Annotated in this window: 13 protein-coding genes and 1 pseudogene; 3 read left to right on the plus strand and 11 right to left on the minus strand. The window is 68.7% G+C overall.

The window, feature by feature from the left end; translation table 11 throughout:
* Window positions 1-164 precede the first annotated feature (164 nt).
* Both ABT025_RS13420 and ABT025_RS13425 read right to left on the minus strand, forming a co-directional pair.
* A complete protein-coding gene (locus ABT025_RS13420) occupies window positions 165-767 on the minus strand; it encodes an NADPH-dependent F420 reductase (protein ID WP_502971938.1) in 603 nt (200 codons plus the stop codon).
* Window positions 768-787: 20 nt separating this feature from the next.
* Window positions 788-1,837: an alcohol dehydrogenase catalytic domain-containing protein gene (locus ABT025_RS13425; protein WP_350993278.1), complete on the minus strand. Its 1,050-nt coding sequence runs from the start codon at window positions 1,835-1,837 to the stop codon at window positions 788-790.
* Window positions 1,838-1,905: 68 nt separating this feature from the next.
* Here ABT025_RS13425 and ABT025_RS13430 point away from each other — a divergent pair, with 68 nt between their 5' ends.
* Window positions 1,906-2,514: a TetR/AcrR family transcriptional regulator gene (locus ABT025_RS13430; protein WP_350993280.1), complete on the plus strand. Its 609-nt coding sequence runs from the start codon at window positions 1,906-1,908 to the stop codon at window positions 2,512-2,514.
* A 298-nt stretch (window positions 2,515-2,812) separates the two neighbouring features.
* On the opposite strand, the gene ABT025_RS13435 is transcribed toward ABT025_RS13430, so the two are convergent.
* The 9 genes and pseudogenes from ABT025_RS13435 to ABT025_RS13475 all read right to left on the minus strand — a co-directional run bounded on the left by ABT025_RS13435 (window position 2,813) and on the right by ABT025_RS13475 (window position 11,032).
* On the minus strand, window positions 2,813-3,235 hold the full coding sequence (locus ABT025_RS13435) for a hypothetical protein (RefSeq protein WP_350993282.1): 423 nt from the start codon (window positions 3,233-3,235) through the stop codon (window positions 2,813-2,815).
* Window positions 3,232-3,501 carry a hypothetical protein gene (locus ABT025_RS13440; protein ID WP_350993284.1) on the minus strand — a complete coding sequence of 90 codons (270 nt, stop codon included), beginning with the start codon at window positions 3,499-3,501 and terminating at the stop codon, window positions 3,232-3,234. The genes ABT025_RS13435 and ABT025_RS13440 overlap by 4 nt, the downstream gene beginning before the upstream one ends.
* Before the next feature lie 526 nt (window positions 3,502-4,027).
* Window positions 4,028-4,699: an SMI1/KNR4 family protein gene (locus ABT025_RS13445; RefSeq protein WP_350993286.1), complete on the minus strand. Its 672-nt coding sequence runs from the start codon at window positions 4,697-4,699 to the stop codon at window positions 4,028-4,030.
* A gap of 64 nt (window positions 4,700-4,763) precedes the next feature.
* Window positions 4,764-4,878 (minus strand): annotated as a pseudogene (locus ABT025_RS13450) (transposase); the annotation flags it as partial.
* A gap of 104 nt (window positions 4,879-4,982) precedes the next feature.
* On the minus strand, window positions 4,983-7,343 hold the full coding sequence (locus tag ABT025_RS13455) for a glycoside hydrolase family 65 protein (protein WP_350993288.1): 2,361 nt from the start codon (window positions 7,341-7,343) through the stop codon (window positions 4,983-4,985).
* Entirely contained in the window at window positions 7,340-8,080 is a 741-nt protein-coding gene (locus ABT025_RS13460; RefSeq protein WP_350993290.1) for a beta-phosphoglucomutase family hydrolase, read from the minus strand. Before ABT025_RS13460 ends, ABT025_RS13455 begins: the two co-directional genes overlap by 4 nt.
* A 920-nt stretch (window positions 8,081-9,000) precedes the next feature.
* Window positions 9,001-9,303 (minus strand): S1 RNA-binding domain-containing protein, encoded by a 303-nt coding sequence (locus ABT025_RS13465; RefSeq protein ID WP_350993292.1) that lies wholly within the window; start codon window positions 9,301-9,303, stop codon window positions 9,001-9,003.
* Window positions 9,300-9,584, minus strand: coding sequence for a S1 RNA-binding domain-containing protein (locus tag ABT025_RS13470; RefSeq protein WP_350993294.1), 285 nt, complete (start codon window positions 9,582-9,584; stop codon window positions 9,300-9,302). Before ABT025_RS13470 ends, ABT025_RS13465 begins: the two co-directional genes overlap by 4 nt.
* A 185-nt stretch (window positions 9,585-9,769) precedes the next feature.
* Window positions 9,770-11,032, minus strand: coding sequence for a DUF6357 family protein (locus ABT025_RS13475; RefSeq protein ID WP_350993296.1), 1,263 nt, complete (start codon window positions 11,030-11,032; stop codon window positions 9,770-9,772).
* 353 nt (window positions 11,033-11,385) lie between these two features.
* Between ABT025_RS13475 and ABT025_RS13480 the strand changes: the two genes are divergently transcribed.
* Together ABT025_RS13480 and ABT025_RS13485 are read left to right on the plus strand one after the other, a co-directional pair.
* Window positions 11,386-11,640, plus strand: coding sequence for a hypothetical protein (locus ABT025_RS13480; protein WP_350993298.1), 255 nt, complete (start codon window positions 11,386-11,388; stop codon window positions 11,638-11,640).
* A gap of 225 nt (window positions 11,641-11,865) precedes the next feature.
* Window positions 11,866-16,233, plus strand: coding sequence for a S8 family serine peptidase (locus ABT025_RS13485; RefSeq protein ID WP_350993300.1), 4,368 nt, complete (start codon window positions 11,866-11,868; stop codon window positions 16,231-16,233).
* The last annotated feature ends 45 nt before the right edge of the window (window positions 16,234-16,278 follow it).

The following is a 16,278-nucleotide window of genomic DNA, read 5'->3' on the forward strand; positions in this document are numbered from 1 at the left end:
GGCGTTCTGAGCGCGGGCGCGGGTCATGGGGGCCATGACGACACTGTTGGGGAGCTCCAGCGCGCCGAGGCGGACGGGCTGCAGCAGGGGCTGAGTGGTCATGAGCGACTTCCTTGTGCTGAGGGGGGATGAGGAGGAGAGCGAGGAATGGGCGAGGGCCCGGCTCAGTCCTGTTTGAGGGCGTGGAGGCCGGAGAGTGGGCCGCCGAGCTGCATGAGGCGTCCGCCCTCGCGCAAGGAGCCGAGGTCGACGGGGGCGAAGCCGAAGGCGGCGGTGAGGTCCATGACGGTGGTCTTGGCGTCGGCGTCGTCACCGGCGAGGAACAGCACCTGGCGTCCGGCCCGGTGGCGCGGGTCGGCGGCGATGTACTGGCCGTAGAGGGTGTTGAACGCCTTGACGACGCGGGCTCCGGGCAGCAGTGAGGCGACGTGTTCGCTGCCGGTCAGCTCGCCCAGGTCGGCGATCTTCGTGTGCGGGGGCGGGGAGGCGAACTGGTTGGTGGCGTCGATGACGATGCGCCCGTCGAAGGGTGGCAGGCCGGCTACCGCGTCCGGGATCCGGGGCCAGCCGACTGCGAGCACGACGAGTTCCGCCGCGGCGGCTTCCTCCGGGGTGCAGGCGTGGGCGAGCGGTCCGAGTTCGTCGGCGAGGCCGGCCAGGGAGGCGGGGCCGCGGCTGTTGCTCAGTACGACCTGGTGGCCGTGGGCCACGGCGTGGCGGGCGATGGCCTGGGCGACGGTTCCGGCGCCGAGGGTTCCGATCTTCATGGTGGTGCCCTTCGTGGGGTTCAGGGTGCGGGGCTGGTGAGCAGGACGGTTCCGCTCTTGCCGGGGCGGCGGACATGGTCGATGGCCTTCGCGAAGTCGGCGAGGTCGTAGCTGGCGGCGACCTCGAAGAGTTCCGGGGCGGTCGCGGCCAGACGGGCGGCGAAGGCGACGTCCTCGGCCCGTTCCTCAGGCGTGCGGGCGGCCATCCACTGGTCGATGGACGCGCCCCGCACGGTCAGGGCCCGCGGGGTCAGCGCGAGCGATTCCAGCGGCGTGCTGCCGGAACCGAGCTGTCCGTAGGTGATCAGCGTGCCGCCGTCGGTGAGCAGCCCGGCCACTTCACCGGTCAGGGATCCGCCCACCGCGTCCAGTACGACCTGGGCACCCCGGCCGCCGGTCGTGTCCTGGACCTGAGTGCGCCAGTCCGCGTCGGCCGTCGAGATGGTCGGCAGTCCGGGGAAGCGCTGCCGCAAGGTCTGCGCCCCCGTGGCGCTGCGTACCAGGTTGACCAGCGGGATGCCGTGCCTGAGTGCTGCGGCGCTGACCAGCCTTCCCACCGACGAACCGGCGGCCGTCTGCACCACCGGACCGGCCTGGCCGTGCTGGGCGTCCTCGACCGCCCGCAGCAAGGAGAGCAGGGTCAGCGGGTTGACCAGCATCAAAGCCGCGGTCTCGTCGCTGAGGTCCTCGGGCACCGGCACCACAAGATCGGTCGGCGCCGTGACGAGTTCGCTCCACGCGCCCGGCACCGGGAAGAACGCCACCCGCTGACCGGGCCGCAGATCCTGCACACCCTCGCCGACGGTCTCGATGACGCCCATTCCCTCCACGCCGGGAATCCGTGGCGTGGCGAACCGCTGCCGCGGCCCACCCGGAAGGCCCTCCACTCCCGCCAGGTCGCCGGGGTGGATCGGCCGGGACAGCACCCGCACCTGCACCTGCCCGGCCGGGGGCGCAGCAGAGGCCGGCTGCTCGCTCAGGCGTAGTACCTGCCTGGCTTCTCCGTGCTGGTCGTAGGCGATGGCGCGCATGGCGCTCCCCTTCCACGAACTATTGATGATGGTCATCATTGGAACTCCTGCTATGATGAGAGGCGTCATTAAAAATGTCAATTCGGGAGCGACGCGAAAGGACGGCCATGCCGCGGATCACCAAGGAGGACAAGGCCCGCAACCGGCAGAACATCCTCGAAGCGGCGAGCCGCATGTTTCGCTCGCAGGGCATCGACGCGGTCGGCATCGCCGAGTTGATGAAGGAAGCCGGACTCACCCACGGCGGCTTCTACAACCACTTCGCCTCCAAGAACGACCTGGCCGTGGAGGTGTGCGGCGCCTCCTTTGCCGCCTCGCTCGGGGGCCTGGCCCGGACGATCGAGGACGGTCCGGACGAGGCCGGCTCTCCGCTGGAGCGGGTCGTGGCCGGGTATCTGTCCACCGCGCACCGTGACGCCCCGGACGGCGGCTGTCCCTCCGCCTCCCTGGTCACCGACGCCGGACGGCACAGCGAAGCCGTGCAGAGCGCGTACGCCGAAGGCGTCGAGGGTTACCTCACCGGCTTCGCCGCCGAGTTCCTGCACGAAGCCGAGGAGAAGGGCCACGAGCTCGACCCGGCCGAGGCCCGCCACAGGGCCATCCGCCTGCTCAGCGAAATGGTCGGCGCGCTGATGCTCGCCCGCGCCGTAGGCCACGTCGAGCCCGAGCTCTCCGACGAGATCCTGCAGACCGGCCGCAGCCACGCCCTCGACTGATGCCAACTCAGGGCCGCTGCGGGACGTGGCACTGAGGCGTTCGCGATAGACGGGCCGGCCCCGAGGGCGCAGGAATGGACACGCTCCCTACAAGGCTGATCGGACTGGCCTGGTTGAGGGCTCCACTCCTCCGCGCCGTCTTCGTCATCGTCGAGCTCGACCGCGTCCGGGTCACGCAGCGGATGCAGGCCCTCGCACGGCATGGAGGCGTTGAAGCTGTATCGGCCCAGGAAGTTGAGGGTTCTTGCCAACGGCTGTACCGATGTTTCCCACGGCCGGCTGGGCCCCTGAGCGCGGTTCACGGGATCCGATTGGGCCGCGGCTGCGTCGGCAGTGCTCTGACCGGGGAGCTGGGCTGCGACAGCGCACCGCGCAGTTGCCGGTTCTCCAGGGTCAGTTGGTTGACGGCGCGGACGAGGTGATCGATATCGGTCTGCAGCTGCGACAGCTCCTTGGCGTCCTTCGCGCGGAGTTCCTTCAGCTTGACGATCTGCTTGCGCAGGCGGATCTCGGAGTCCGGGGTCTGTCCGCGGGCCCTGACCTGTGCGTAGAAGTCGTTTTTGAGGTCGGGGTGGCGCTGGGTCAGCGCATTGCGGGGGACGCCGGCTTCTTCGGCCAGGGCGACGATCGTCACCGCACCACTGGAGTGCTGCGGTGTGCCCTGCAGGATGCGGTGCACGGCCGCGCGGATACGGTCGCGTTCGTCGGGTGCCGGGCTCATGCGGTGCCGTCCTGGACTGTGATGCGGGTGTGGCGGTGGGCGTCGGCAAGGTCGAGTAGATGCCTGGCGTTGCTGCGCAGCCGCTCGCCCAGCGGGCCGGGGACCTGGGCAGCCCGCTGATCAAGAACGGTGGCGCGGCGGCGCAGACCGGCGGCGTGCCGATCGGTGCGGGCGATGTTCGCGCAGGTGGGGACGCACCGATCGAGACTGGGGGTGTCCTTGATGCCGCGGTGGCGCAGGGCCTTGTCGCGCTTGTAGACACACATCAGCAGCGTGTTGGGATTGTCGTAGACGGCCAGTTGAGGATTGGCGCGGATCCGGCGGGCCTGCCGGGCGGTGACGATGTTGCCGGTGTACTGCGGAACGGTGGCGGCGGCCTTGATCGCTCTGCGGGCAGCGCGGGGACCGGAGATCCCGATGCCGTCTTTGAGATCGGCATTTCAGGTCGGGGACGGTGTCGATGGTCGCGCGGGCCGTCTCCACGTCGAGGAGGTCGTGAATGCCGTCCCGGCTGCGCGCGGCGTAGCCGGCGGACACCGAAGTGCGCAGATGTCCGTACTGAATCGCGAGAGCGACCAGCCCACCGGGCCGACGGGCGATGTGCCACGCCAGGTTGTGGACGCTGTTCTGCGCTGGCCATTGACCACTGGCAGGTTGCAACGGCCTCCTCGTGGCTATGAAGCCGTCAGTCGTCATGGATGTCGTTCCAAGATGGTTTTGGGAGTCACTGACGCACGATCTTCTTGATCAATGTCAGTGAGGACCGATGTCCTCGGATGCCGTCCGGAGCTGCTATGAGGTGGGACGCGCGCCTCTTTCAGCGCTGCGGCTGGCGGGCGAGGTCAGTTCGAGCGCCCGGCTGTCGTGACCTGCCGCCATCTCGTCCAGCCAGAGTTCATACCAGGCGATGAAGTCGGGGGCCGACGAGAGGTCGGGGCCTCGGAAGCCATCGGAGTTGCCCGTGACGATACGGCCGGTCAGCGGTCCCGTGACTCCCAGCAGAACCACGTCGCTGCATCCTGCTTCGATGATGTGCAGGAACCTGTCGCCTGGACGTGCACGATCCTCGACCGTGGTGAAGCCCCGCGGGGCCCCATCCTCGGCCCCTTTCGGGTCCATCGTGAACAGCTCGCACCGGCTCAGGGGCAGGAGTCCGTAGAACGGGGAAGCCCCGGTCGCGCCAAGGAACGTCAGGAAGTCGCGGTAGGGGGCAGGAAGCACGACTCCGTGGTCCGTCTCGAAGGCGTCGAGCGTCGCCGGGCTGACGGTTCGCCCGAGCTGGAAGCGATGCTTCTCCTCGCCGAAGGAGTGGCTGCGAAGAGGGCTGAAGGGGATCTGGGCGAGCTTCCGGCGCAGGCGGGGCAGGCGGGGCCCATACGTGATCTTCTCTCGTTCGGTCCCGAAGCCCAACGGCGAGGGATGCGTGCCCACCACCGAACAGAAGCGGTGCCTGGTGGAGTGCATGTCCGCTGCGCCCGGGAGGCACTCGGGCTAGGCTCCGCCCATGTCCGAGCCCGGTTCAAGTGTTGGCTTCCAAGGTGCGGCGCTGGTCGGCCCATCGCCGGCCGGGGACCGGATCGGCCGGTATCAGCGGCTCGATCCCGTCCCCACATCGCATCAGTGATCACTAACCGGACGGACACATCCGATCAACTGACCAACCATTCGAAGAGACACGCTCGGGGGGGTGCCCCGATACACAGAGCGGAGCTCGCTCAGTCACGCCGTCTCATCCCTGCTCCGGGCCTCACCGGTCGGCGGCGCCCGGACGGCGGTGCGGTGGTTGTTCCGGGGTGGGCCGCCGCTTCGGCGCGGAGATGGCGAGGGTGACGGGCCCCTCCCCGTTCACGTGAGCCTCCGTCCCGTGGTGGTGGATCGTCAGAGGGTCTCCGAACAGCAGCGCGTACGTCGCCTTGTCGGGACCGATCTCCACCTGCAGGCACCGGCCGCGGAACTGGAGCCGGAAGGCGAGGCGGCTGAACTTCTCGGGCAGGCGGGGCGCGAAGCGCAGGCTGTCGCCGTCCCGGCGGGTGCCGCCGAATCCGGCGACCAGCGCCATCCACGTACCGGCCAGCGAGGCGATGTGCAGTCCGTCGCGGGTGTTGTGCTCCAAGTCGGCCAGGTCCATCAGGGCGGCCTCGGTGGCGTAGTCGTAGGCCAGCCGCAGATGTCCGGTCTGGGCGGCGACGACAGCCTGGCAGCACGCGGACAGGGAGGAGTCCCGTACGGTCAGCGGCTCGTAGTAGGCGAAGTTCGCCGCCATCTGGTCGTCGTCGCAGTGGGCGTCGAACCAGTTGCCGCAGGTGTACATGGCCAGCACGAGGTCGGACTGCTTGACCACCTGCTTGCGGTAGATGTCGAAGTAGGGGAAATGCAGCATCAGCGGATACTGGTCGGCGCCCGTGCCCGCGAAATCCCAGCGCTGGTGGTGGGTGAAGCCGGCGTGCTGTTCGTGGACGCCGATCTCCTCGTTGTAGGGGATGTGCACGGCATCGGCGGCATCTCTCCAGGCGGCGCTCTCCTCCTCGTCCACGCCCAGCCGGGCTGCCTCCTCCGGGTGGCGTTCGCACACGTCGGCCGCGGCTAGGAGGTTGGAGCGGGCCATGAGGTTGGTGTACGTGTTGTCGTCGACGACGGCGCTGTACTCGTCCGGCCCCGTGATGCCGTCGATGTGGAACACGCCGTGGAGGTCGTGATGACCCAGCGAGCGCCACAGCCGGGCCGTCTCCACCAGGAGTTCCAGGGCGGTCTCGCGTTCGAAGCCGGTGTCGCCCGTCACTGCCGTGTAACGCACCGCGGCGTGCGCGATGTCGGCGGCCACGTGGAAGGCGGCGGTGCCGGCCGGCCAGTACGCGGAGCCCTCCGAGCCGTCGATGGTCCGCCACGGGAACGCGGCGCCGCGCAGCCCGAGCTGGGTGGCGCGGTCCCGGGCGGCGGGCAAAGTGGCCTGCCGCCAACGCAGCGCCTCGGCGACCGCCTTGGGCGCGGTGTAGGTGAGGAGGGGCAGCACGAACATCTCGGTGTCCCAGAAGGCATGGCCGTCGTATCCGGAACCCGTCAGCCCCTTGGCCGGAATCGCACGCTGTTCGGCGCGGGCGCCGGCCTGCAGCACATGGAACAGGGCGAAGCGGACGGCCTGCTGGATCTCCTCGTCGCCGTGCACCTCGACGTCGGCGCGGGCCCAGAAGTCGTCGAGGTAAGCCCGTTGCTGGGCCACCAGTTCGTCCCAGCCGCCATGTGCGGCGGCGGCCAGCGCGGCCTCGACCTGGTCGCTCATCGCGGGCCGGGAGCGGATGCCCGACCAGCCGTGGGCGACGGTCTTCTGCACCCGCAGCCTCTGTCCCGGGTCCAGGACAGATGTGATGGTCAGGCGGGCGACGTCCGTGTTGCTCTCGCTGCTGATGGTGATCTTCCCGGGGGCGTCCACGACGTGGTCGGCGGCCACTGCGACCCTGAGACCGCTGCGCCGGGTGCGGTGGACCAGGCGCAGCCGCGACCCGATGGCCTGGTTCTCCTCCGGCTCCAGTGGGGACTGCAGCGCCTTGGCGGTCCGCGGGTCGCCGTCGGAGGAGGGCAGACTCTCGTTGGTGACGAGCTCCGACTGGATGACCACCCTGGTCCGGCTGTCGACGGCCTCGACCTCGTACTCCACAGCGGCGATGGCGCGCTGGGCGAGGGAGACCAGGCGAGTGGAACGCACCCGGACGGTCGTACCGGCCGGGGAGGTCCATTCGCAGCTCCGCTCCAGCACGCCGCGCCTGAAGTCCAGGGTGCGTTCGTGCTTGCCGAGCCGCCCGTAGCGCAGGTCGAAGGGCTCGTCGTCGACCAGCAGCCGCAGCAGCTTGCCGTTGGTGACGTTGATGACGGTCTGGCCCGACTCGGGGTAGCCGTAGCCCGCTTCGGCGTAGGGCAACGGGTGCAGTTCGTACACGCCGTTGAGGTAGCTGCCGGGCAGGCCGTGCGGTTCGCCCTCGTCAAGGTTGCCGCGCCAGCCGACATGCCCGTTGGACAGGGCGAAGACGGACTCGCTCTGCGCCAGGAGGTCGAGGTCGAGCGCCGTCTCACGCAAGCGCCAGGGCTCCACGGTGTACGTCCCGTTGGTGATCATGAGTGGCCTCCGAGTTCGGCGAGGTCCTTGACGACACGGTCGGCGCCGTGGGCGTAGAGGGCGTCGGTCTGCCCGACGCGGTCGACGCCGACGACGAAGCCGAAGTGCCCGGATCGGCCCGCGTCCATGCCGGACAGCGCGTCCTCGAACACGGCGGCGCGGGACGGCTCGACGCCGAGGTCGCGGGCGGCGGCCAGGAAGGTGTCGGGGTGTGGTTTGCCCGGCAGTTTCCGTTCCCTGGCCACCACGCCGTCGATCCGTACGTCGAACAGCCGCTCGGCGTCGATGGAGTGCAGTACGTCGCGGGTGTTGGCGCTGGAGGAGACGATCGCGGTGGCGAGTCCGGCGGCGCGGACCGCGTCGATGTAGCGCAGCGTGCCCTCGTACGGCTGCACGCCGTCGGTGCGGATCTTCTCCAGGAGGAGTTCGTTCTTGCGGTTGCCGATGCCGTTGACACTCTGCGTGTCCGGCGGATCGTCGGGGGTGCCCTCGGGCAACTCGATGCCGCGGGAGGTGAGGAAGGAGCGGACGCCGTCGGCTCGGGGGCGGCCGTCGACGTACTGATCGTAGTCGGAGTCGGTGAAGGGGCGGAAGCCCGCTCCGTCCCGCTCGCGCAGGAAGGCGTCGAATGTCGCCTTCCATGCGGCGGCGTGCACCACCGCCGTCCTGGTGACCACCCCGTCGAGGTCGAAGAGGCAGGCCTGGATGTCTTCAGGAAGTCCGAGCTCTGTCGTCATGCCCCCACAGTTTCCTGCCGGGGCGCGGCTGATCAGACGACACGCTGTGGAGTGTGCCGGGCGGCCAGCACGGACGAGGACACCGAGGGCGACGAGGGGGTCCGTGTCGGTGGCAGGGGCGGGTTCGGTCGGGACCTGGGCGTCGAAGTGACAGGGCGGTCGCAGAACTCGGCGGCGTACGGGGTGATTGGCTCTGTCCGGGAGAACGGACAGAGCCAATGTTCGTCGGTTCGGGAGGCGGTCGATCCGGTGAGCCAATCGAAAGGTCCACGGGTTTCGACGGCAGATTCAGCACTGCGGAGACCGTTGCCGGGCGGGGTGCACGACTGTGAAGATCGCGAGGTGTCCAGGGTCGCGTTCCACGACGAGGACCACGCCGCCGCGCCCGCTTGAGGTCGAGGTGCGCTTTCCGGACCCGGCTGCCTACCGGGGTACGACGACGCGGCTCCACCCGTGACCGGGCAGCCCGTCGCGGTCGGATGACGTGCGTCTTCGACCGGCCGCGACCGTCGGGCCGCGTCCACCCACGCTCTGCCGCCGGCGGCTCCTGGCGGGGCTTCGACGGCCTCCAGGCCGAGGGCAGTGCGAGTCCGTGGGGCGTTGTACCCGGTGTCGGCCCAGAACCGGAAGGAAGCGCCCAGCCGGGTCCCCGGTGAGCGATGCGGCCGGGCCGGCCGGCCGCGTCGGCCAGTGCGCGGACTTCGGCATCCGCTCTTTCGCAGGTCCTTCCGACGGCGCGTGCGCGGGCTCCCGCCGGGACCCGGACCTGTCCGGGTGATCAGGTGCGGAGCCGGATGGCGAGCGCTGCTGCGGTGGCGGTGGCGGTGCCGACGAAGGCGTAGCCGTATTTGTCCTATCGGGTGGTGGCGACTCCTGCGGGCTTGAGTGTGCTCACCTCAACCCTTCGGGTACGGCGGCCGTCACGGGGGCAGCACGACTCCTGCGTACCGGCCGCTCTTCGGCCTGGAGAGGAACACCCGGCGGGTTGGCAGCTCGATTTCCGCGACGATGACGGCAATGTCCTCCCCGACCTCGAAGTCTTCTGCCGGAATCGCCGCAGGGCTGCCGTCGATCTCTCTGAAGGGGACCAGCCCGAAGACCCCGTCCCCGAGGCCGACGAGGACGCCGATGGGAAGCACCTGCTCAACCGTCCCGCGGAATTCCTGGCCCACCACTGTGCGTTCGGCGAAAGCGCATAGGGGGTCGGGCTCCAGTGCCTTCAAGGACAGTCTGGCCTCGGCGTTGTGGGTGTCGAACCCGATGAACTCGCACGAGACGCCTGCCCTGCCTGAACAACGTCGGCGGGATCGTCGAAGCGCCGCCAGGACAGTTCGGGGATCCCGAGGAACCCGACACCGGGCAGGGTGGGATGGTCAGGCCCGTCGTCCAGGGCCACGAAGACACCGAACGGTTCGATCGCCGCAACGGTGCCGGACATGATGTCGCCGTGGTGCAGGGCCTCAAGGAACCTCCAGAGTTCCGGGCTCTCAGACTGCCAATCCATACGCGCAACCCTCGCACACGACGTCGTGTGCCAGCCATGTCCTCAAGCTGAAGCGACCATCCGGAGTCCCGTCATGTCTCGGCCACCCGCCAGCACCTTGATCGCCCGGACAGGTCCTGACGGCTGTCCCCCCAGGGCCTCTCGTTTGGGCCATGCAGGGCACGCGGGCTCTTGCGGGACAGCCCTCACGCGGTGTCGCGCCGCCGGCGTGTGCGCTCGAACTCAGCGGCATCCGGTATCCAGGAGCCGTGTTGTTCGAGTGCGGCGCAGCCGCCGCGGACGAAGGCGCCCACCAGGGTCCGGTACGCGCTGATTCCGTCGACCAGGCTGTACTCGACCCGGTACTCCGGATCCGACCCGCCTTCCCCCTCGTGCACCGTCGTGATCCGGGCGATGGAGTCCGCGTAGAAGTGGAGCTGGATCCCTTCACCCATCTCCTCGTCCTCGATGGTGAACACTTCGTTGTCCGCGGCAGAGCGATCGCCGACGAACTCCCAGAACTCCGCGTTGGCGGTGCGGGGATTGTCCGGGAGCCACTTCTTCTCGACGCCCTTGTCGTCGGTGAACGACAGGATCGTCCTCCGCGCACTCTCACCGAAGGCGGCGGGGTTGCCGGCAGCCCCCTCGTCATCCTCCATGGGCGTGTTCCTGGAACGGTCCGCGGCCTCCGAGCACACCAGGAAGCTCACGGTACGCACCGCGTCATCGACGAGCTCAGGGCGTGCGCGGCGCACGGCCGTCTCTGCCGTCGTCGCCATCCGATTCCAGTCGCCCTTGTCCGTGGCGCGCTTTCCGCGTCGCGGATCGCGGCCGATCCGCATCCCGGCGCACGCCTGCTCCGCGGCGGCGATCACCCGCATGACCTCGGGCAGCAGCGCGGGGTCGACGGCGTCGGGCGCTCGCCGGGGAACCGTCGCGCCGTGCAGGTACTGGCCCGTGTACATCAGGATCGCGGCGTCGAGTGGACCGAGTACTTGTCCGCGCTCGGCGCGACGACGGTTCGCGTGGTACTCCTGAGCGCGTTTCCCGTCGGACGTCTCTGTCGCCGCGCGCATCGCCGCGCAGACCTGACCGCGCTCGAGCAGACCGATGTCGGCTCCATGGGCGATGAGCCGGCCCTTGTCCCACCGGATGCCTTGGAAGAACGCGTCGACGTCCGCGGGCGCGGAGAGGAGGATCGGGTCCAGGAACGCGACGGCAGCGTTCTCGTCGAGCCGGCCCCGGGTTCCGGCGGCATCGCACAGGGGAAGGACCGCACTCCACAGCAGCAGGTGCCTGGCCAAGTCTTCCCGGATCACTGCCAGATGGGCCTCCCCGATCCTGAACGTGAACGTACGGGGCTCATGGTTGGCGTCGGCCCCGGCACCGAGCGTCAGTTTCAGCTCACCGTCCTCGCGGATCACGTTCGGGATCCAGCCGCTCCTGCGCGTGAAAACGATGTCTCTCATGGACTCAGTCTTCCCCATCGGACGAGGCCGGTGGGTCCTGCCCGTACCCGATCTGGGCCCGCCGCTTCCGTGTACATCCACGCTGCTCAGAGGGAGCAGGCTCATCGTGTACCGAGTCGTAACGAGTTATGCCGAGTCGGTGCCGCGTCGTACCGGTCGACGGTGGTGCCGATGAGGTCGGCGGCGGCGGCGATGCGGCGGAGGTCGTTGCCGTTCGAGTGGATGAACCGATCTCCAGCGTCACCGAGGCACGTCCGGCCGGGCTCGTCCCGGACACCTCGACCGGTGCGGGGAGTTCTGAACAGCTCCACCGCACCGGAGGGCTTCTCCTTTGATCAGGACCCCCCAACGACATGAAGGTCAGCGGCCTCCAGCGGCAGGCTGAACATGCGCTTTCCTCCATGCCGGTCCATCTGGTTCCGCCCTCCCGCGAGTATCCGGACCAGACGGCCGGCGCCTTCGGCCCCGTTGAGGTGCTGCCCTCCGTGGCCTGCATCGGCGTCTTCCGCTCAACACCGGTCTCCCATGAGTTCGACCCGGTGCTGCACCGTTCCGCTTGCTCGCTGCCGTGTGGCTGGTGCGGAACACCCGCAGCGTCTTCGGCCTGATTCCCGACGTCATCGGCGGACTCTTCTCGAGCCAGTCGTTCGAGTTCCTCCTGTCCTGGGCCATCTTCGCCGCCGTCCTGTTCGTCTTGCAGTCCCGGGTCATGGCGGAATGCCGCCATGTCACACGTCCGCCCGTCACTGGGCATTGCTGCGTTCCTGTTCCAACTGCGAGGTTTCCAGGACGGGCCCGCGACCGAGCCCGGCAACGGAATCCGAAGGAGCGATATGAGACGACGGCGACCCCGCTCACTCATCGTCATCGGCACCGCGGTGATGGCCGCCGCGGCCCTCGGCATCGGGCAACCGACCATCGCCGCCGCGGCGCCGGACGGTCCAGGTACCGGCGGTCCGGCGGCCAACGGCTCTCGGGCGACCTTCTCTGCGACGTCGCCCGCTGCCGGCGATCCGTACCAGCCACCCACGGACGACAAGGGCTTCCAGCCGCTGGACGCCACGGCGCCCGCCGGCCGGAGTTCGGAGAAGCTCGGTGCCCACGACACCCAGGTGTTGCAGCAGGCGCAGGCCACCAAGGCCAAGACCGTGACGGTGATGTTGCTCGCGAACTCCGGCAGCACCAAGGAGGTGTCCGCCGCCGTCGCCGAAGCCGGCGGGACAGTTGGCAGGATCCAGCCGGAGATCGGCTACGTCCGGGCCACCGTCCCGACCGGCAAGGTACAGAGCTTGGCTGCCCTCCCGGTGGTGAAGGCCATCGATCTCGACAAGACCTACCGAGTGCCGAGCCCGCAACTGGGCAACACCGTCAGCCCGGTTGATGCCAAGGCCGGCGCCGCTCACCCGGCGGCGCCGAACGCGAGCACCCCTGCCGACAATCCGTACCTGCCGGTCAATGACATCGGGGCCACTGATTTTGTTGCGGCAAACCATAGGTGGGACGGGCGCGGCATCACCGTCGGGGTGCTCGACACCGGCGTCGACCTCGATCACGCAGCCCTTCAGAAGACCAGCGACGGTCGGCCGAAGGTGGTCGACTGGGTGACGGCCACCGATCCGGTGACGGATGGCGACGGAACCTGGGTGAAGATGAGCAAGGCGGTGGCGGGACCCCGGTTCGACTACGCCGGGGCCACGTGGACGGCCCCGGAAGGAAAGTTCCAGCTCGGCCTGTTCTACGAGATGACCACCACCCAGAGTGATTTCGGTGGCGACCTCAACAACAACCGCAGTACCAACGACCGGTTCGGCGTGCTGTACGACCCGGAGACCCATCGGGTGTGGGTGGACTCCGACGGTGACCACGACTTCACCGATACGCCGGCGATGTCGCCCTACGGCCGGCAACGGCAGATCGGCCACTTCGGCACCGAGGATCCGCAGACCGCTGTCACCGAACGGATTCCGTTCGTCGTGGACTACCGCGACAACGTCGACCTGTCGCCACTGGGCGGCAGCAACGTCGGGAAGGTGATGAACTATGTGAACATCGGGTTGTCGTCGGGGGCGCACGGCTCGCACGTCGCCGGGATCATCGCCGGCACATCTCTGCTCGGCGGCGCGATGCACGGTGTGGCTCCCGGCGCGCAGATCGTCTCGTCACGGGCCTGCACCTGGGGTGGCGGCTGCACCGAAGCGGCCCTCACCGAAGGGATGATCGACCTGGTCATCAATCGCGGCGTCGACGTGGTGAACCTCTCGATCGGCGGGTTGCCGGCGCTCAACGACGGATCCGACGTGATCTCCCAGCTGTACAACAAGCTGACCAGCCTCTTCGGCGTGCAGATCGTGGTGGCGGCCGGTAACGAGGGCGCGGGCACCAACACCGTAGGCTCCCCGTCGGTCTCCTCCTCGGTGCTGGCTGTCGCAGCATCGGTGAGCAAGGAAACCTGGTGGGCCGACTACGGTTCCGCGGTCGAGGCACCGCAAGGCCTGTTCGGGTTCTCCTCGCACGGCCCGTCCGAGGACGGTGCGCTCGCACCCGCGGTCAGCGCCCCGGGAGCTGCGATCTCCTCGATACCCGGCTGGCTGGAAGGACAGGCCGTTCCGGAGGCGGGCTACTCCCTGCCGGTCGGCTACGGCATGATGAACGGCACCTCGATGGCGGCACCTCAGGTGACGGGGGCTGCGGCCCTGCTGCTGTCGGCGGCGAAGTCCCGGAACGTCGAAGCCGGTCCGACGGCGCTCCGCTCCGTGCTCACCGGAACGGCGAGGCCGATCGACGGTGTGCCGACTACCGCCCAGGGTGCCGGACTGGTCAGCATCCCGGCAGCCTGGAAGAAGCTTTCGAAGGGCGTGCGGATCAACAACTTCGACGTCTCCGCCCCGGTGTGCACGGCGCTGTCAGGCAATCTGGCCACGCCGAACAGGGGAGCCGGGATCTACAACCGGTGCCTGCCCGGGTCGGGCGGCCAGCCGGTCGGGTCCGGCAAGTCGTACCGGGTGACGGTGACCAGGACCGACGGGAAGGCAGGGCACACCACGAGCCGGATCGGCTGGGTCGGCAATGACGGCACGTTCCGGGCACCGAAGACCCTGTCGTCTGCTCTCGGTGCCTCGAGCACGGTGACGGTGACCGCCACCCCGAAGACGACCGGCGTGCACAGCGCGATCATGACCATCGACGATCCGACCACGGCCGGCATCGACCGGTTCGTAGCGGTGACCGTGCTGGCGGCGAAACCGCTGAGCGGCCCGACGTATCAGGTCAGCAGGGCCGGAACCCTGGATCGCACCGGAACGAACTCGTTCCTGGTTGCGGTGCCGGAAGGTGTCGAGGCCCTGCAACTCAACCTGGCGGGACAGGCCAAGGGCAGCCAGATGCGAGTCCTGCCCATCGATCCCGACGGGATCCCGGCCGACTCCAACGCCAGCGACCATTGCTACACCGGCTACCCCGACCCGGCCGGATGTGATCCGAAATCAAGGGCCGTGCTGCGACCGAAGGCGGGCATCTGGGAGTTCGTGGTCGAAGCGCGACGGACCTCCGGTGTTGCTGACAATCCCTTTACGGCGACGGTCGCCCTGCAGGGCATGTCGTTCGCGCCGGACGTGACGACCCTTCAGTCGGCCACCGTGCATCAGAAGGAGTCGGTCCAGTTCACCGGGACGAACACCTGGGGCACCGCGAAGCTCCACGCCACTGACGGTGAGCTCGGGTTCGTCAGGAACCTGTTCTCCACCGTCGCCAACGGACAGCTCACGGCGAATCGCGTCGACGTGCCGCGGCAGTCGACGCGACTGGACGTGGCGTTGACCTCCCGCGCCGACGACGCCGATCTCGACATGTACATCGTCGGTGCCCGCGGCATCGCGGGCACCAGCATGAAGATCGGGCCCGGTGCCGAGCAGATCGTCCTGGACGATCCGGCGCCCGGCACCTACTTCGTGGTGGTGACCGGCGCCAACGTTCCATCAGGGTCGGCGACCTTCGACTATCACGAGGAGATGTTCTCCCGCGGCATCGGCACCATAACCGCCGAGTCGGACGAGGCGTCCCGGCTGAGGCCGGGGCAGTCGATGCCGGTGGCCGCCGACATCGACCTGAGCGCCGTCACCCAGACGTCCGAGCCCGTCATCGGCCGGGTCCGGGTCGCGAACGCCGACGGCACGATCGTGGGTGCTGCGAAGGTCCGGATCAACAGCGTTGTCGCGCCGAAGATGGAGGCGCTGAAGTGGGAGAAGCCTTTCGTCGGCGCGAAACTCACCAACGGCGGCGTGGTCGCCGGCGATCGGCAGGTCAACGCGAAGATGACGCCGACCACCTGGACCAAGGACACGGGTTTCACCGACCTGGACCTCGGCACGGGGGCGTACGGCTCGGCGCTGGACATGAACGAGCGTAAGGAAGCGGCCGGGATGCTCCACTACGCGGGGGCGAACGACCGTCCGGCAACGTGGGCGGGCGACGGCAGTGTGACCGATCTCGGGCTGCCGGAGTGGCGGGAGAAGGCGTACACCAGCGGATACGCCACCGGCATCACCGACGGAGGTACCGTCGTCGGGTTCGCGAGCCTCACGTATCTGGATGAGAACCGTCAGGGACACTCCTACGTCGACCCGTTCAGCTGGACCAGGACCAGCGGATTCACCAAACTGGCTCAGCTGTCGGCCAACACCACGGAAACCCAGCCGAGGGCGATCAACGCCCAAGGGACTGCGGTCGGATCGTCGCTCACCACCGAAGGTGCGCAACGGGCCGTCAGTTGGAATACCTCGACCGGCAAGATCACGAATCTCGGCACCCTTTCGGGGCAGTTCAATTCGGTGGCCATCGGGATCAACGCGGCCGGCTCGGTGGTCGGCGCCAGTGGGGACGACGCGTTCGTGTGGACGCCGTCGGCCGGCATGAAACGCCTGCCGGACTACGGATTCAACGCCACGGCGGAGAAGATCACCACTGATGGCTGGATCCTCGGCACGGTGGAACTGCAGCCCGAAGTCGAGGTCTCGGCACTGTGGGATCCGCAGGGCCGACTGTGGGACCTGTCGTCGATGATTCCCGGCAATGACTGGTTCCTGCCGACCTACTCCTTCGGCATCAACGACCAGCACGATCTGATGATCTACGGCGAGGGCGGACCCAACGGCTCGTCGTCGAGCACCGCTCTGCTGCACATTCCGGATCTGATCGCCGAGTAGATCCGAACAGCTCTTCTGCACCAGCCGCGACCGTGGCCGGCCCGA

This window comes from Streptomyces sp. NPDC002809 (assembly GCF_040295435.1).
Lineage (GTDB): Bacteria > Actinomycetota > Actinomycetes > Streptomycetales > Streptomycetaceae > Streptomyces.

What these genes read in the sequence shown, in the direction of transcription:
- ABT025_RS13420 (WP_502971938.1), bottom strand. Translation starts at nt 767, where the DNA reads ATGAAGATCGGAACCCTCGGCGCCGGAACCGTCGCCCAGGCCATCGCC.
- ABT025_RS13425 (WP_350993278.1), bottom strand. Translation starts at nt 1,837, where the DNA reads ATGATGACCATCATCAATAGTTCGTGGAAGGGGAGCGCCATGCGCGCC.
- ABT025_RS13430 (WP_350993280.1), top strand. Translation starts at nt 1,906, where the DNA reads ATGCCGCGGATCACCAAGGAGGACAAGGCCCGCAACCGGCAGAACATC.
- ABT025_RS13435 (WP_350993282.1), bottom strand. Translation starts at nt 3,235, where the DNA reads ATGAGCCCGGCACCCGACGAACGCGACCGTATCCGCGCGGCCGTGCAC.
- ABT025_RS13440 (WP_350993284.1), bottom strand. Translation starts at nt 3,501, where the DNA reads ATGTGTGTCTACAAGCGCGACAAGGCCCTGCGCCACCGCGGCATCAAG.
- ABT025_RS13445 (WP_350993286.1), bottom strand. Translation starts at nt 4,699, where the DNA reads ATGCACTCCACCAGGCACCGCTTCTGTTCGGTGGTGGGCACGCATCCC.
- ABT025_RS13455 (WP_350993288.1), bottom strand. Translation starts at nt 7,343, where the DNA reads ATGATCACCAACGGGACGTACACCGTGGAGCCCTGGCGCTTGCGTGAG.
- ABT025_RS13460 (WP_350993290.1), bottom strand. Translation starts at nt 8,080, where the DNA reads ATGACGACAGAGCTCGGACTTCCTGAAGACATCCAGGCCTGCCTCTTC.
- ABT025_RS13470 (WP_350993294.1), bottom strand. Translation starts at nt 9,584, where the DNA reads ATGGATTGGCAGTCTGAGAGCCCGGAACTCTGGAGGTTCCTTGAGGCC.
- ABT025_RS13475 (WP_350993296.1), bottom strand. Translation starts at nt 11,032, where the DNA reads ATGAGAGACATCGTTTTCACGCGCAGGAGCGGCTGGATCCCGAACGTG.
- ABT025_RS13480 (WP_350993298.1), top strand. Translation starts at nt 11,386, where the DNA reads ATGAAGGTCAGCGGCCTCCAGCGGCAGGCTGAACATGCGCTTTCCTCC.
- ABT025_RS13485 (WP_350993300.1), top strand. Translation starts at nt 11,866, where the DNA reads ATGAGACGACGGCGACCCCGCTCACTCATCGTCATCGGCACCGCGGTG.